This window comes from Caballeronia sp. A2-2 (assembly GCF_057612605.2).
Window position 1 is genome coordinate 2,398,329 of the sequence record NZ_CM172587.1, and the last position, 13,119, is coordinate 2,411,447.

Sequence of the window (13,119 nt, forward strand, 5' to 3'; positions counted from 1 at the left end):
GCGCGCCGCCGCAGGCCGCGACCGCGATCAAGGAGACAAGACAATGCAGACGATACCCATCGCGCAGACGCGCCGCGCCACCCGGTTCCGCTGGTTCATGGTGTTTCTCGCATTCATTGCGATCATCACGAATTACATGGACCGCGCCAATCTGGCGGTCGCGCTGCCTTACATGACGACGGACCTGCATCTTTCATCGGGCGAAGCGGGACTGATTCTCGGCGCGTTCTTCTGGACCTACGCGGCGTTTCAGATTCCCGCGGGCATGCTGGTCGACCGGCTCGGCGCGAAAGCGGTCTTTGCGGCGGCGGTCGTGTGGTGGTCGCTTTTCACGATGGCGACGAGTCTCGCGCGCGGCAGCGCATCGCTGCTCGGACTGCGTTTTTTGCTCGGCGTGGGCGAAGCGGGCGCGTTTCCCGCTGCCACGAAGTTCGTCGAACGCTGGTTTCCGCCGACCGAACGCGGGCTCGCTTCCGGCATCTATGATTGCGGCGCGCGCGGCGGCACGCTGATCGCGCTTCCGGTCTGCACCGCGATCATCACGGCGTACGGATGGCGCGCGTCGTTCATCTTCACGGGCGCGGTCGGCCTTGTGTGGGTGGTCGTGTGGTTATTCGTCGCGAGCGAGTTTCCCGCGCAGAACCGCTTCGTCAACGAGGCGGAAGCCACGCATATTTCGGAGGACGCGCCCACGGTCGCGAAGCGTTCGGTGCGCATCAAATGGGGCAAGCTGTTTTCGTCGCGCGTCATCTGGGCGATGTCGCTCGGCTTCGCGTGTCAGGGCTACGTGATCTATTTCTTCATTACGTGGTATCCCACGTATCTGGTCAAGGCGCGCGGTTTCACGCTGCTGCAACTCGGTTTCTACGGCATCTTGCCGGGGCTCGCGGGTCTGGTCGGCTCGTGGCTCGGCGGCTGGGCTTCCGACAAGATCGCGGCGAGCCATTACGGCCTGAACTTCGCGCGCAAGGTGTGCATTGTGGTGGGCATGGCGTTGAGCGCGACCATCGGGCTTGCGGGCATCGTCACGCAGGCGTGGCTGGCCCTGCTGCTGTTGTCCATCGCGTTCTTCGGTGTGTCGGTGGCGACGTCGAGCATTCTTGCGCTGCCCGCCGATGTCTCCGCACCGGGCGAGCGCTCCGTTGCCGGCACCGTGGCGGGCTTTCAGAACTGCATCGCGAATCTTGCGGGCATCGCGAGTCCGGCTGTCATCGGCTTTTTGAAGGATGCGACCGGTTCGTTCACGCCGGGGCTCGTTTCGGCATCCGTCGTCGCAATCATAGGATGCCTGATTTATATCTTCGCGCTCGGTCCGATTCGCTCCGACGTGCTTGAACACGTCATCGCCGATTGATGCTTTTTTCACGAGGTCAAACCATGCTTTGCGAAGCACCGAAGGTTCCGTTTCTTGCTTTTCCGGCCGAACCCGATCTCGACCGCGTTCAGGCCACGTTCGCCGTGATTGGCGCGCCGTACGGCGTGCCTTACGGGCCTGCGCTTTTGCACTGCGATGTCTCCAACGCGCCGGACAAGATTCGCGAGCGGAGCTTCCGTTATGGGCGTCAGGCCGATCACTACGATTTCGATCTCGACGGCACGCTGTTCGGCGACAGTCACGCGACAGCGGTCGATTGCGGCAACGTGCCGGGAACGCTCGACGTGGCCCGCAATGCAGCGGCAGTCACCTCATCCGTCAGGACGTTGCTCGAACGCGGCGCGATTCCGCTCGTGCTCGGCGGCGACGATTCCATTCCGCCGCTGTGCGTGCGCGCCTTCGACACGCGTGGACCGCTCAACGTGCTGCAGTTCGACGCGCATCTCGACTTTCGCGACGAAGTGAACGGCGAGCGCCACGGCTATTCCAGCCCGATGCGCCGCATCCGCGAGATGCCGTTCGTGAAGCGGATCGTGCAGGTGGGACTGCGAGGAAGCGGAAGCGCGCGACGCACCGATGTCGAAGACGCGCGGCGCAGCGGCAACGTGCTGGTTCCCGCCGAAGTGGTGCACGAAGAAGGCATCGCGGCCGTGACGCGTCATCTGATCGACGATGCCCCGTGGTTCGTCACCTTCGACGTGGACGGCCTCGACCCGAGCATCGCGCCCGGTGTGATCGCGCCGCTGCCCGGCGGGCTGACGTTTCATCAGGCGCGCGGCATCCTCAAGCATCTTTGCAGCAGAACGCAGCTTGCGGGGATCGATTTCGTCGAGCATCATCCGGCGCTCGATGTGCGCGACATGACTGCGCTGACCATCATCCGGCTGCTGACCAACGTGATCGGTCATACGGCGCGCAGGCTGGCGTCGTGAATCTTCGCGATGTCGCGCCGACGCGCTGGAAGAACGGCAACGGCACGACACGCGAATTATTGCGGCTCGACGGCTCTTTCGATGACGAAGCGTTCGCCCTTCGCGTGAGCGTCGCGGAGGTGAACTGCGATGCCGAATTCTCCTGCTATCCCGGCGTGCACAGAATTCTCGCGCTGCTACGTGGTGCCGGAATGCGCGTGATCGACCTCGACTACGGCGACACGCACCACACGCTCGATAAAACATCTTCCTTATTCGAGTTCGAAGGCGAGCACCGCCTCGAAGGCCGCCTGCTCGACGGGCCGATGCTCGATTTCAACGTCATGGTGTGCCGCGCCGCCGGATCGGCGCGTCTGCATATCGTCGAAGAAGCGGAGCACGCGATTTCGCCCGATTGCCAACTGATTTTCGTGGCAGCGGGACACGTCGAAACCACATTCGCCGATGGCAGCACCGCGCGCCTGCACGAATGGGATTATCTGAATCCGAAGAAAAGCCCAGCCACCCGTTTGACCGCCGGCCCCGCCTCCACCGCGTTTCTGGTCGAATTCATTTCACACCACCGCAAAATCTGAACAGTTAAACTGCGCCAGGCGCGCGATATGCTGACCGCCACCGGTCTATCATGCGATAGTCAACCCGCCGACGGAGGTCACATCATGACAAGCGAACGCACACCGGAGTCCCTGCAAGCGCTTGCCGGCTTTCTGGAACGCGCACTCGACACCGCGACGAGCGTCATCATGATGCGCAACGCACCGGACGTCTGCACCGTGTATCTGGGCGACCCATCGGGACCGAAGGACGAGCTTCGCCGCGTCGGCTCGATTGCGGCGGCGCTTGCCAACGACATGCTCGAATCGACATCGTCCGGCCCCAACCGGATGCAGATCGGCGCCGAGTCCTATCGCTTCGTGCGCAGTTTCACGCAGATCGACGACAAAGCGGCCGTCGTTTTTTCCACCTGATTCGTCCATAACCCAAACAACCCGCTTGCCGGTCACCGCGCCGCTCGTCCACCCCATTCCTCATGCTGACGCACGACGCTTCGTTTTTCCGGCGCCCCTGGTGGGGCGTCATGGCGCTGACCTTCTCGGCCTTCATTTTCAACACGACGGAGTTCGTTCCGGTCGGCTTGTTGACCGACATCGGCGAGAGCTTCCACATGCGCCCGACCGATGTCGGCGTGGTCATGACCATCTATGCGTGGACGGTATCGGTGGCGTCCCTGCCGCTGACGATATTCGTCCGCGAAATCGAGCGCCGCACGCTGTTGATGCGCGTGTTCGTCGTGTTCATCCTGAGCCATATCGTGACGGGCATCGCGCCGAACTTCGAGATACTCGTGATCGGGCGAGTCGGCATCGCGTTCGCGCATGCGGTCTTCTGGTCGATCTCGATTCCGCTCGTGGTGGGTCTGGTGCCACCGGAAGGCGAGCGCCGCGCCCTCGCGATGATGTCCATCGGCACGTCTGTCGCGATGGTCGCGGGCGTGCCGATCGGCCGCGCCATCGGCGATGCGCTCGGCTGGCGCGCGACGTTTCAGATCATCGCGGGCGCGGGCGTGCTCGGCATGGCTGCCTTATGGATCACGCTGCCTCGAATCCAGAACGAATCGGCCAGTTCGCTGCAAAGTCTGCCCCGGCTTCTGAAGAACCCGATGCTGGTCACGCTCTTCGCGGTCACGGTCCTCACCGTCTGCGCGCACTTCTCGGCCTATACGTATCTCGAACCCTTCGCGCGCCTCGTCACGCACGCCAGCGACGATCAGATCACGTTCCTGCTCGTCCTGTTCGGTGCCGCGGGCATTCCGGCCGCGTTCTGTTTCAGCCGCTTCTACGCCGGCCGGCCGCGACGCTTTCTGTTGATCACCGTAGCCGCGCTGGGCGCGTGCCTCTTGCTGCTCTGGCCTTCTGCGCACACGCTCGCCACCTTGTCGATCCTGCTGGTGCTGTGGGGCATCTCGATCATCTGCTTTGGCCTCGCGATGCAGGCGCACGTGCTCAAACTGGCTCCCGACGCCGCCGACCTCGCCATCTCGATGTTCAGCGGTCTGTACAACATCGGCATCGGTGCGGGCGCGCTGTTCGGGAAGTTCGTCGCGCGCGATATCGGACTGGACTGGGCGGGCATGTTCGGCGCGTGCGTGGCGGCGCTGAGCACGGCGGTGTGCGGATTGGCGTTCGTCTTGTCGAGACAGAATGCGCGCCGGAATGTTGCTTCTTTGGGTAAATAGCTGACAAAGCATCAACTCGCTTGATAAGGCATCAACGAACACAGTAACGGCTGCCGATAATCAATTAAAAATCTTCGTAAATCCGACAGAACCTTCGTTCACCCGACACCCTTCACAAAGATAAGATTTTTCTACTTAGTCGTGCGACCGTTTTCGGGCTTCAATCGAATTTCCGAGGTCACCCGCCGGTTAATGCCGGCAATCACAATAAATCCGCACATGAGACAAGCTCTTCACTCCCGACGCTGGCTGCTCGCCGATACATGCACGATGTACGCACAGAGCCTTCAGCTTCATCTCGATGACGTGCAGCCCGAGGATCGCAGCGATCTCGCCTTCACGAAGCTGGACCTTCTGCAATCGCTGCTGTCGTTTCGTCCGCATGTGCTCGTGATCGAACCGTGGTGCGCGCACACGCATTACGCCGCGACCGATTTCGAGTTCCTGCGCACGCTGAGAATGAAGCATCCGCACCTTCACATGGTGGTCTTCACCGCCGAGACCAGTCCATCCGTCCTGCAGAAGATCGCGCGGCTGGATCGCATCGGCATGGTCAGCAAGCGCGACGAACTGGACGTGCTGCTCGATATTTGCGAGCGCGTCACGAGCGGCGCGCCGCGCGCCATCTCACACGAGATCAAGCGGCTGACGCGCGCGGCGGCGTGACGGCTTCGAGGCGAATACGTGGCGAACCGCGGCGCATGCGCATCTATACTTGAGGGGCGATAAACGGTTTCCGGAAAAATTCGGTCATATTTGTCAAATTTGATTCGGTTTCCGAAACTGTTCCCCTGTCCGTGGGCACTATGCTCCGCCCTAGTCTCGTTGCCCCTCTCACGCATGTTCGAGCTCTACGACCAAGAACTTCCGCGCCGCCTCTATGCAGGCGACGTGGACGAGTGTTTCCAGTTTCTCGACGCCCGGCAGTCCGTCGATGGCCACATGGCCGAATACTGGCACTGGCGCGCCGTGACGCACATGCACGCGGGGGAATTTCTTCAGGCGCTGGATATCTGTTTCCGGCTGACGCGCGAAGCAAGCGGTTTCGCCTTCCATATCCATTGTCTCTTCGATGCATGCCTGCATCTCGGCCTCAGGGAAGTCGCGCTGGCGGCGCTCGAGACCTTTGCCAGCAAGCCTTCCACCCCGCCGCTCAATGCATTTCTATGGCGCGTCTTCGGCTGGCATTATCTCGGCGATGACGACCGCGTGGCGCAACTCAGCGCGGAAGGCTTCGATGAGCACACGGCCTATATGCTCGGCCAGCACCAGGCGCGCGGGCGTATGCGGCGCGAGGGCATCGCGCAGGGTGTCGGCGACCTGCACCGTTTCTGGTCGTCACCCGAGGCGCGGCGCTTGCTAGATCCCCATGCGAATCTCGATGGTTACTGGAGCGGTGAGCGCGCGCTGCCTGCACGCATCGAGTTGCAGGTGTTCGCCTGCCATACCGGCGACATGGTGAACTGGGCGCGCTATCTCGTCGCGTTGCAGGTCATGGGCGTCGAAGTCATCTACGACCGCACGCTGTTTCATCTCGAAGCGCAGGACGAGGACCGCGCCTTTCTCGCCGAGAAGATGCACGCGGCCGGGTTCACACGCGCCTCGGACGACGGCAAAATGTGGACCGATCCGTTCGCCCTCTTCACCTCGCTCTTTCCCGTGCTCGGCTACTTGCCGTGGCGGCGGAGCATCGCGCCATCGGACACCGCCTGCGCGCAACCGCTCATCGACGAAATCTGGCATCGCGCGCGCGGGCGGCGCTGCATCGGCATCTTCTGGTCATCGTGCGAATCGGCCAACAACTTTGCATCGCGCAGCCTGAGGCTTGCCGATGTGACGCCGCTGCTCGATGCAACCGACGATATCTACTGGGTCGTCATGCAGCGCGGCTTCGAACACCGGCGCTGGCTTGCGGACCCGCGCGCCGCCGATCGCGACCGTTTCATGACGCTGAACGTCGACACGACCTTCGCGCAGTCGGTGGCGCTGATCGACAAGCTCGATGCCTTCGTCGGCAACGACGGCAGCCTGATTCATTTCGCTGGCGCGCTCGGCAAACGCAGTTATCTCATGCTCAATCAGGTGGCGGAATGGCGCTACGAACACGCGCCGGACACGACGGCGTGGTATCCGTCCGTGCGGCTCATGCGCGCGCCCGAACTGGGCGCGTGGGGCAAGATGATCGGCACATTGCGCCAGACGCTCGTCGCCGATCTGCGCTGACGCACACGCTATCCTCAGGCCGCCGTTCCCGCCACCGCGCGCGGCAGCGGACTGCGTCGCGTGAGCGTATCGGCCGGTGCCCGCTCACACGGACCGCGCACATAGAGTTCGAGCTGATCGATGGCGAAACGCTGCTCGTCGATCAAATGCCGCACCAGATCGCCAATCGAGATCAGCCCGAGCAGCCGCCCGCTTTCGATCACCGGCAGATGACGGATACGATGCTGCGTCATCAGACTCATGCAGTCGTCCGAGCACGCGGCGAGATTCGCCGACATCACCGGTGCGGTCATGATCTCGCGCACGGTCGTGGTCCGCGAAGACTTGTCCTGCAGGATCACCTTGCGCGCGTAGTCGCGCTCGGTGAAGATGCCGCAGACCATGCCGTCCATGTTGCCATTGCTGGTCACTACGATCGCGCCGACGCCTGCCTTCGACATCATTGCAATTGCGTCGAACACGCTCGCGCCGGGCGCGATGGTATGAACCCTGTCGTTTGCCTTCGTTATCAAAACCTGCTTTACCGTTGCCATGATCGTTCTCCGTCGTTTGCCGGGGTTGTTCAGAAGTCGAAGATGTCGTTGAGAAACGATTTCTTGCGCCGCGCGTACCGCTGCTCGTCGTGACGATTCATGAGCCGCCGGTCGCGCTCGTCATGGCCTGCGTGGCGAAGGTCATGGCGCGCGGCTTCCGGCGTCTGCGACGGCACGTCCTGCGACGAACGCCGGATGATCTGATCGAGTTCGCCACGATCCAGCCACACGCCACGGCACGTCGGGCAGTAGTCGATTTCGATGCCCGCGCGATCGGTCATGCGGAGTTCGTTTTGCGGGCAGACAGGGCATTTCATTTCGCTTCCTTTCCGTTTGCTTTCAAAGAAGACAATCTAACGGACGAAGCGAAATGGAAAAATCAGAGATTTCGAGCGGTTCGGTTCGGAAAAACCGAAGTACTCATGCCTCGCAATACCCTTCCCAGATCTGACGAAACGCGCCTTCCAGATTGCGGGTGAAGCGGGCCGCATCCATCATCGGCGAATGTTCCATGCGAGCGCGCAGGCCGGACCGCAACGCGGTCAAGCGCGAACGATCGTTTGCAAGGCGCGTGACGATATCGACATAGGAATCGTCGTCTGTCGCGACCAGTTCCGGCAGGCCGAGATTCGAGAGCAGGCTCAGGCCCGCACGGCTCACGGCCGTTTCGCCCGCGCGCGAGGGCACGGGCACGCCCATCCAGAGCGCGTCGAGACTCGTCGTGTGGCCGTTGTACGGATACGTATCCAGCCCGATATCGATCCGCCCGTACATTTGCAGATAATCCACCCGCGCCTGATATCCAACGAATTCGATACGTGAAAGATCCACGCCGAGAGCGCTCAATCGCGCGCGATAGTGCTCGCGCGGTCCCTCGCCTGCCAGCAGGATGAAGCGGGCATCAGGCACGGCCCCGAGCACGGCGGCCCACATGCGCAGCGTTCGCTCCGAGGCTTTGCACGGATTGTTCAGGCATCCGAATGTAATGAAACCGTTCGACGATGCCGGCAACACGCTCACATCCGGCGCATCGGGCGACGTCACGCGCGGGTCGAAACACCAAAATGTGTCGGGCAGATGCACGATGCGCTCGCTATAGAACGCGTCCCGCTCCGTGCGATCAGGCGGATCGATCCACGGATCGCTCAGGCGATAGCCGATGGCACGGCTGCCCGTCGTGCCCGGATAGGCGAGCCATTGCACCTGCACCGGCGCGGGCCGGCGTGCGAACAGCAACGGACGGCCGCGCGACATATGCAAGGTCAGATCGACGAGCACATCGATCTCATCCGCGCGAATCAGATCGGCGAGTTGCGCGTCGTCGAGGTGATGGACATCGCGCCAGAGATCGGCCATCGGGCGCAGCATGTGCGTGATGTCATCGGAATGCTCGACGCTCGAATAACAAACAATCTTGAAGTTCGCGTGATCGTGGTGGGCGAAAACCGGCGCGGTGAACATGGACTGGCAATGAACGCTGAAATCCGGTGCGACATAGCCGATGTTCAACCGCCGTCTCGGCTCGCGCGTGTTCGCATGCGCGACCGGCTGCACGAGAAACGGCGCTTCGTGATGCGCGGTGAAACGCGTGCATTCGTCCAGCAGTTCGCGCGACGTTTCCGCCTGATAGGTCAGGGCGTAATTGAGATTGCGATGGACGCGTTCGTTGTCCGGGTTGCATCGCACCGCCTGCCGGAAGCTCGCGATTGCCTCGTCCATCCGCCCCATGTCCTTGAGCACGGAGGCGAGATTGTTGTGCGTCTCGGCCACGTCGTCACGGATCGCGAGCGAATCGCGCAGGATAGCTTCCGCTTCGTGCAGACGTTGCTGGTCGCGCAGGATTCGGCCCAGGTTGGTGTGCGCTTCCACGTAATCGGGTCGAAGCGCAATCGCCTCACGGTACTCGTGCTCCGCTTCCGGCAAGCGATGCTGATCGCTGAGGATCAAACCGAGGTTGTAACGCACTTCCGCGAAGCGCGGATCGACGCCGAGCGCATTGCGGCATGCCTGTTCCGCCTCGGCAAGCTGTCCGAGGCCATGCAGCACGCACGCAAGCGCGCCGTGTACCCGCGCATTTCCCGGCTCGACGGCGATGACGCGGCGATAAGCCTGCACGGCTTCGGTTCTGCATTGCTCGCGTTCGAATGCGCTCGCGAGACCGATCAGTGCATCGACACAATTCGGATCGAGTGATATGGCTGCGGCGAAGGCATCGCGCGCGTCTTGCATGCGGCCGAGTTCCAGCAGCGCATGACCGAGCGCGCAACGTGCATCGACGGAATGCGGCTGCAAGGTCGCGGCGCGTGAAAAAAGCACGGCGGCGCGCGCGGGTCTTGCGCGCTCGCGCAAGAGGTGCCCAAGGCTGCTCAACGCCTCCACGAACGCCGGACGCAATGCAACGGCGCGTCGGAGCGCGCGTCGCGCTTCGTGCGGGCGGCCGGCTTCACGCAGCAGATTACCGAGGTTGTTAAAGGCTTCCGCATAATCGGGGCGCACGGCAATGGCATGCCGAAACGCGGTTTCTGCCTCTTCGATACGCTTGTGTTCCTTAAGCAAATTGGCAAGGTTGTAGTGGGCTTCAGCCAGCGCCGGTTGCAGGCGGATGGCTTCGCGTAACGACGCTTCCGCTTCGTCTGATCGTCCGAGGCGCAGGAGAAGATTGCCGAGGTTGTAGTGCGCCTGCGCGAACGCCGGATTGACGGAAATGGCCTGTCGATAGACCGCTTCGGCATCGGACGGTTTGCCGCGCGTGGTCAGCAGATTGCCGAGATTGCCGTATGCCGCTGCATACGCGGGACACTCTTCGATAGCCCGTCGCCAGTGCGCCTCGGCGTCATCGAAACAATTCGCGCCGTGGCAGCAGATGGCCGCGAGATTGAGCACTTCGACATGAGCAGGACTGGCTTGCAGCAGCGGTACGAGGACATCGACCGCATCGGCGAAACGCCCGTTCTGATAATGGTGCAAGGCTTCGTCGTAGCGGGCTTGATCGAAATACATGGCGTGGCATGCCGGAAAAAATAAAAGGTAAAGCTAACAAACCCGGAAGGCCAATTCGTAACTATGTATAGAGGCTTGCGCGCGATGAAATAACCGCGTATTCGCCGGAATTGCGCGCCATTCACGCAACGCTCGCGCCGAAACCCCGTCACGGTGCATCGGCGTCTTGCCCGCAAGCCCGCCCTGACTTGCGCGCAATCTCAAAAACAATCAAGCTTTCGGTCTGAAACGGCGCCGCCGTACGCAAAACCGCAATAAAAGGCACCCAACATGTCCGATAAACAATCGATGAGCGAAGCACGCGCAGGCTCCGAGACGCCCGATCTCCTGTATTTGCTACAGGGCGCGGAAGACTTCAGCCGCAAGGTGTTCCCCGATAGTCAGGAATTGTTCGAGAGTCTCGCGCATCAACAAGCGCCGCACACGCTATTCATCACCTGCGCGGACTCGCGCGTATCGCCTGAAATGATCACGCAGACGCGTCCGGGCGAGTTGTTCGTGTGCCGCAACATCGGCAATATCGTGCCGGCTTATGGCGAAATGCTGGGCGGCGTGTCGGCGGTGGTCGAATTCGCGGTGCTCGCGTTGAGCGTGCGGCAAATCGTGATCTGCGGTCACTCGGATTGCGGCGCGATGAAAGGCCTCGCTTCGGGCGCGACCATCGCCGAGGAAATGCCGACGGTCCACGCGTGGCTGCGCAATGCCGAAGCGGCGAAGAGCGTCGTCGCGGCGAGGAAGTTGGAGCAGGAGCGCGTGGTGCAGGCGATGGTCGAAGAAAACATCCGCCTGCAACTCACGCATTTGCGCACCCATCCGGCCGTGGCCGGCCGGCTTGCGCTCGGTCAGCTACAGGTGCAGGGATGGGTCTACGACATCGGCCACGGCAAGGTTTCCGTGTTCGACGAACACGCGGGCGGCTTCGAATCCATCGAACAGGCGCGCGAGCGGATGCAGCGCGGCTAGCTTCTTCGCGCTTACTCCTGAACGCCCTTCTTCGCGGCCAGCGCCTGCGCCATCTTCAGATGATCCTCGATGGTCGGCAGCGCTTTCTGCGCGGCGTCCTTGAGCTTGGCATTCTGGCCATCCTGCGCTTCCTTCTGAAACACATTCACCGCGTTCTGGTGTCCCGAGACGCCGAGCTTCTGGATATAGGCCTGGTCGAAGGCCTTGCCATGCAGCGCCTTGAGCGAATCGATCGCCGATGTGTCGGAGTTGTCCTTCGGCACGGTCACGCCTGACGGCGCGGCCATCTTGAGTTGCATCGTCAGCTTCGTGTGATCGATCAGCATATGATGCGCGAAACTGCGCACGTCCTTGTCCTGCGAGCGCGTGCTGGCGAGCTTGGCGGCGTCGATTTCTGTCGAACCGGCAGCGGATGCCTCCTGCACGAAAGTCTTGTCCTGCGGCGGCAAATCGTTCGCCAGCGTCGCGCTGGCCGCCTGCGTTTGTGCGAGCGCCGTGAGCGGCGTCGCAATCAAAAGTGCTGCAAAAATAGCTGAATTGCGTTTCATGAGATTGTCTCCGTGATGAAGCGTGTCTCCTGAAACAGCAATGGCGATGCCACGCGCCGACATGCGCCGCATCCACTTGTTACACTGGAAGTCCTTCAAATGTTGCGCGAGCGGGAATGTCATGCCTGTCTACGATTACGAATGCGCGGATTGCGGCGCGTTCGAAGCAGTTCGCCGTATCGCCGAGCGCGATGAACCCGCGGTTTGCCCGCAATGCGGCATCGCAGCGGAGCGCGTGACGGTCGGTGCGCCGTCGTTCGGCAAGTCCACGGCGGGCGCTGCATCCGAGGATGCCGGCAGCTACGGCATGAGCCATCGCGGCGGCTGTCTCTGTTGCCGTTGAGTGTTCCGGGCATATCCATTGCAAGCTCACCCCGCGCGCCCCGGGCGGCGTATCATGCACAACGGCAGGGCGATGCAGCGGCGTATCCGCTTCACGCATCGGACTGCCGGCATCGTGTGTTCCGAACGATCAACAGGAGGTGATAAGGATGACGATAGAGTTCAGCGGGCGGCGTCATGTCGTGGCAGCAGCGCGAGTCGCGTTCGAGGCCGCGGTCGATGGCCGCGAGGTCTGGTGCAGCGTCTCCCTCGATGCGCTCAACGATCACTTCGGCAACAGCGGCACGTCCTCACACGATCTGCTCTCGGCCTTCGAAGGCGGACGAATGAAGATCGAGGATGCCGCGCGGCGCGCACTCACGCGCAATCACGGGCAATCCGTGGAGCTGGAAACCAACGATTTCAAGTGACATCGGCGCGGGGCGGCGCGTCCGCTCCGTCGGTCATCCTGCATACAGGCGTTTGAGCAGGTCGAACATCCTCCACACAGGACACGGCGTGCGCACGAAACCGTCGTAGCCTGCCGCGCGAAGCGTTTCCCTCGGATCGCTCGTTTCGTTTTCAGCGAAGGCGATCGCCATCTGCACTTCCTTGCCCTTTTCCGTCAGCAGTTGCGCCCGTTCGCGCAGCGCGCGCACGAGCGCGTGATCGTGCAGGCTTTGCAAGCAGCCGATGCGCGTGTCCACGAACATCACTTGCGGCCGCCACTCCAGCGTGAAGCGCAACGCCGTCTGGACATCGCCGATCTGCACGGCTTCGAAACCGCGCATGGCAAGCAGCAGCGCGAAAGCGTCGCCGACACTGCGCTCGGCGTGCGCGAGCAGCACGCGGCGGGGCTGGACCATATCGGCCTTGCGCACGGTCCAGATTTCAAAACCAGCACTTCGGATTTCGTATTTTTGCTCGTTCATGGCGTCTCGGCACGGCCAGAAAAACCGCGCCGATCCAACTTGTCGAGCAAAGCCGG

General features: G+C 62.2%; 15 protein-coding genes. 10 read left to right on the forward strand and 5 right to left on the reverse strand.

Annotated features, from left to right (window positions below):
- The first annotated feature begins 43 nt into the window (after window positions 1-43).
- The 7 genes from ACZCWR_RS11420 to ACZCWR_RS11450 all read left to right on the forward strand — a co-directional run bounded on the left by ACZCWR_RS11420 (window position 44) and on the right by ACZCWR_RS11450 (window position 6,766).
- Window positions 44-1,354, forward strand: coding sequence for an MFS transporter (locus ACZCWR_RS11420; protein ID WP_487300871.1), 1,311 nt, complete (start codon window positions 44-46; stop codon window positions 1,352-1,354).
- 23 nt (window positions 1,355-1,377) lie between these two features.
- Window positions 1,378-2,307, forward strand: coding sequence for an agmatinase (locus ACZCWR_RS11425; RefSeq protein ID WP_487300872.1), 930 nt, complete (start codon window positions 1,378-1,380; stop codon window positions 2,305-2,307).
- Window positions 2,304-2,882 (forward strand): HutD/Ves family protein, encoded by a 579-nt coding sequence (locus ACZCWR_RS11430; RefSeq protein ID WP_487300873.1) that lies wholly within the window; start codon window positions 2,304-2,306, stop codon window positions 2,880-2,882. The genes ACZCWR_RS11425 and ACZCWR_RS11430 overlap by 4 nt, the downstream gene beginning before the upstream one ends.
- 84 nt (window positions 2,883-2,966) lie before the next feature.
- Window positions 2,967-3,275 carry a hypothetical protein gene (locus ACZCWR_RS11435; RefSeq protein WP_487300874.1) on the forward strand — a complete coding sequence of 103 codons (309 nt, stop codon included), beginning with the start codon at window positions 2,967-2,969 and terminating at the stop codon, window positions 3,273-3,275.
- A gap of 62 nt (window positions 3,276-3,337) precedes the next feature.
- The gene (locus ACZCWR_RS11440; protein WP_487300875.1) at window positions 3,338-4,543 is read left to right on the forward strand and encodes a sugar transporter; all 1,206 of its coding nucleotides are present in this window, start codon (window positions 3,338-3,340) and stop codon (window positions 4,541-4,543) included.
- 219 nt (window positions 4,544-4,762) lie between these two features.
- Window positions 4,763-5,209, forward strand: a complete 447-nt coding sequence (locus ACZCWR_RS11445) for a hypothetical protein (RefSeq protein ID WP_487300876.1) — start codon at window positions 4,763-4,765, stop codon at window positions 5,207-5,209.
- 225 nt (window positions 5,210-5,434) lie between these two features.
- Window positions 5,435-6,766 carry a glycosyltransferase family 9 protein gene (locus ACZCWR_RS11450; protein WP_487300877.1) on the forward strand — a complete coding sequence of 444 codons (1,332 nt, stop codon included), beginning with the start codon at window positions 5,435-5,437 and terminating at the stop codon, window positions 6,764-6,766.
- 14 nt (window positions 6,767-6,780) lie between these two features.
- Here ACZCWR_RS11450 and ACZCWR_RS11455 read toward each other — a convergent pair whose 3' ends face one another.
- The 3 genes from ACZCWR_RS11455 to ACZCWR_RS11465 all read right to left on the reverse strand — a co-directional run bounded on the left by ACZCWR_RS11455 (window position 6,781) and on the right by ACZCWR_RS11465 (window position 10,299).
- Window positions 6,781-7,299 (reverse strand): CBS domain-containing protein, encoded by a 519-nt coding sequence (locus ACZCWR_RS11455; protein WP_487300878.1) that lies wholly within the window; start codon window positions 7,297-7,299, stop codon window positions 6,781-6,783.
- A 29-nt stretch (window positions 7,300-7,328) separates the two neighbouring features.
- Window positions 7,329-7,616: a TFIIB-type zinc ribbon-containing protein gene (locus ACZCWR_RS11460; protein WP_487300879.1), complete on the reverse strand. Its 288-nt coding sequence runs from the start codon at window positions 7,614-7,616 to the stop codon at window positions 7,329-7,331.
- 103 nt (window positions 7,617-7,719) lie between these two features.
- Window positions 7,720-10,299 (reverse strand): tetratricopeptide repeat protein, encoded by a 2,580-nt coding sequence (locus ACZCWR_RS11465; RefSeq protein ID WP_487300880.1) that lies wholly within the window; start codon window positions 10,297-10,299, stop codon window positions 7,720-7,722.
- Between the two features lie 270 nt (window positions 10,300-10,569).
- Here ACZCWR_RS11465 and ACZCWR_RS11470 point away from each other — a divergent pair, with 270 nt between their 5' ends.
- Window positions 10,570-11,262, forward strand: coding sequence for a carbonic anhydrase (locus tag ACZCWR_RS11470; protein WP_487300881.1), 693 nt, complete (start codon window positions 10,570-10,572; stop codon window positions 11,260-11,262).
- An 11-nt stretch (window positions 11,263-11,273) separates the two neighbouring features.
- Here the strand turns inward: ACZCWR_RS11470 and ACZCWR_RS11475 are convergent, their stop codons facing one another.
- Window positions 11,274-11,810, reverse strand: coding sequence for a DUF4142 domain-containing protein (locus ACZCWR_RS11475; RefSeq protein ID WP_487300882.1), 537 nt, complete (start codon window positions 11,808-11,810; stop codon window positions 11,274-11,276).
- 121 nt (window positions 11,811-11,931) lie between these two features.
- Between ACZCWR_RS11475 and ACZCWR_RS11480 the strand changes: the two genes are divergently transcribed.
- Together ACZCWR_RS11480 and ACZCWR_RS11485 are read left to right on the forward strand one after the other, a co-directional pair.
- On the forward strand, window positions 11,932-12,153 hold the full coding sequence (locus ACZCWR_RS11480; protein ID WP_487300883.1) for an FmdB family zinc ribbon protein: 222 nt from the start codon (window positions 11,932-11,934) through the stop codon (window positions 12,151-12,153).
- Window positions 12,154-12,301: 148 nt separating this feature from the next.
- On the forward strand, window positions 12,302-12,562 hold the full coding sequence (locus tag ACZCWR_RS11485) for a DUF1488 family protein (RefSeq protein ID WP_487300884.1): 261 nt from the start codon (window positions 12,302-12,304) through the stop codon (window positions 12,560-12,562).
- A 33-nt stretch (window positions 12,563-12,595) separates the two neighbouring features.
- Here the strand turns inward: ACZCWR_RS11485 and ACZCWR_RS11490 are convergent, their stop codons facing one another.
- A complete protein-coding gene (locus tag ACZCWR_RS11490) occupies window positions 12,596-13,063 on the reverse strand; it encodes a response regulator (protein WP_487300885.1) in 468 nt (155 codons plus the stop codon).
- Between the last annotated feature and the right edge of the window lie 56 nt (window positions 13,064-13,119).

Coding starts and splice junctions, on each gene's coding strand:
- ACZCWR_RS11420 (WP_487300871.1), top strand. CDS start 44: ATGCAGACGATACCCATCGCGCAGACGCGCCGCGCCACCCGGTTCCGC.
- ACZCWR_RS11425 (WP_487300872.1), top strand. CDS start 1,378: ATGCTTTGCGAAGCACCGAAGGTTCCGTTTCTTGCTTTTCCGGCCGAA.
- ACZCWR_RS11435 (WP_487300874.1), top strand. CDS start 2,967: ATGACAAGCGAACGCACACCGGAGTCCCTGCAAGCGCTTGCCGGCTTT.
- ACZCWR_RS11440 (WP_487300875.1), top strand. CDS start 3,338: ATGCTGACGCACGACGCTTCGTTTTTCCGGCGCCCCTGGTGGGGCGTC.
- ACZCWR_RS11445 (WP_487300876.1), top strand. CDS start 4,763: ATGAGACAAGCTCTTCACTCCCGACGCTGGCTGCTCGCCGATACATGC.
- ACZCWR_RS11455 (WP_487300878.1), bottom strand. CDS start 7,299: ATGGCAACGGTAAAGCAGGTTTTGATAACGAAGGCAAACGACAGGGTT.
- ACZCWR_RS11460 (WP_487300879.1), bottom strand. CDS start 7,616: ATGAAATGCCCTGTCTGCCCGCAAAACGAACTCCGCATGACCGATCGC.
- ACZCWR_RS11465 (WP_487300880.1), bottom strand. CDS start 10,299: ATGTATTTCGATCAAGCCCGCTACGACGAAGCCTTGCACCATTATCAG.
- ACZCWR_RS11470 (WP_487300881.1), top strand. CDS start 10,570: ATGTCCGATAAACAATCGATGAGCGAAGCACGCGCAGGCTCCGAGACG.
- ACZCWR_RS11475 (WP_487300882.1), bottom strand. CDS start 11,810: ATGAAACGCAATTCAGCTATTTTTGCAGCACTTTTGATTGCGACGCCG.
- ACZCWR_RS11480 (WP_487300883.1), top strand. CDS start 11,932: ATGCCTGTCTACGATTACGAATGCGCGGATTGCGGCGCGTTCGAAGCA.
- ACZCWR_RS11485 (WP_487300884.1), top strand. CDS start 12,302: ATGACGATAGAGTTCAGCGGGCGGCGTCATGTCGTGGCAGCAGCGCGA.
- ACZCWR_RS11490 (WP_487300885.1), bottom strand. CDS start 13,063: ATGAACGAGCAAAAATACGAAATCCGAAGTGCTGGTTTTGAAATCTGG.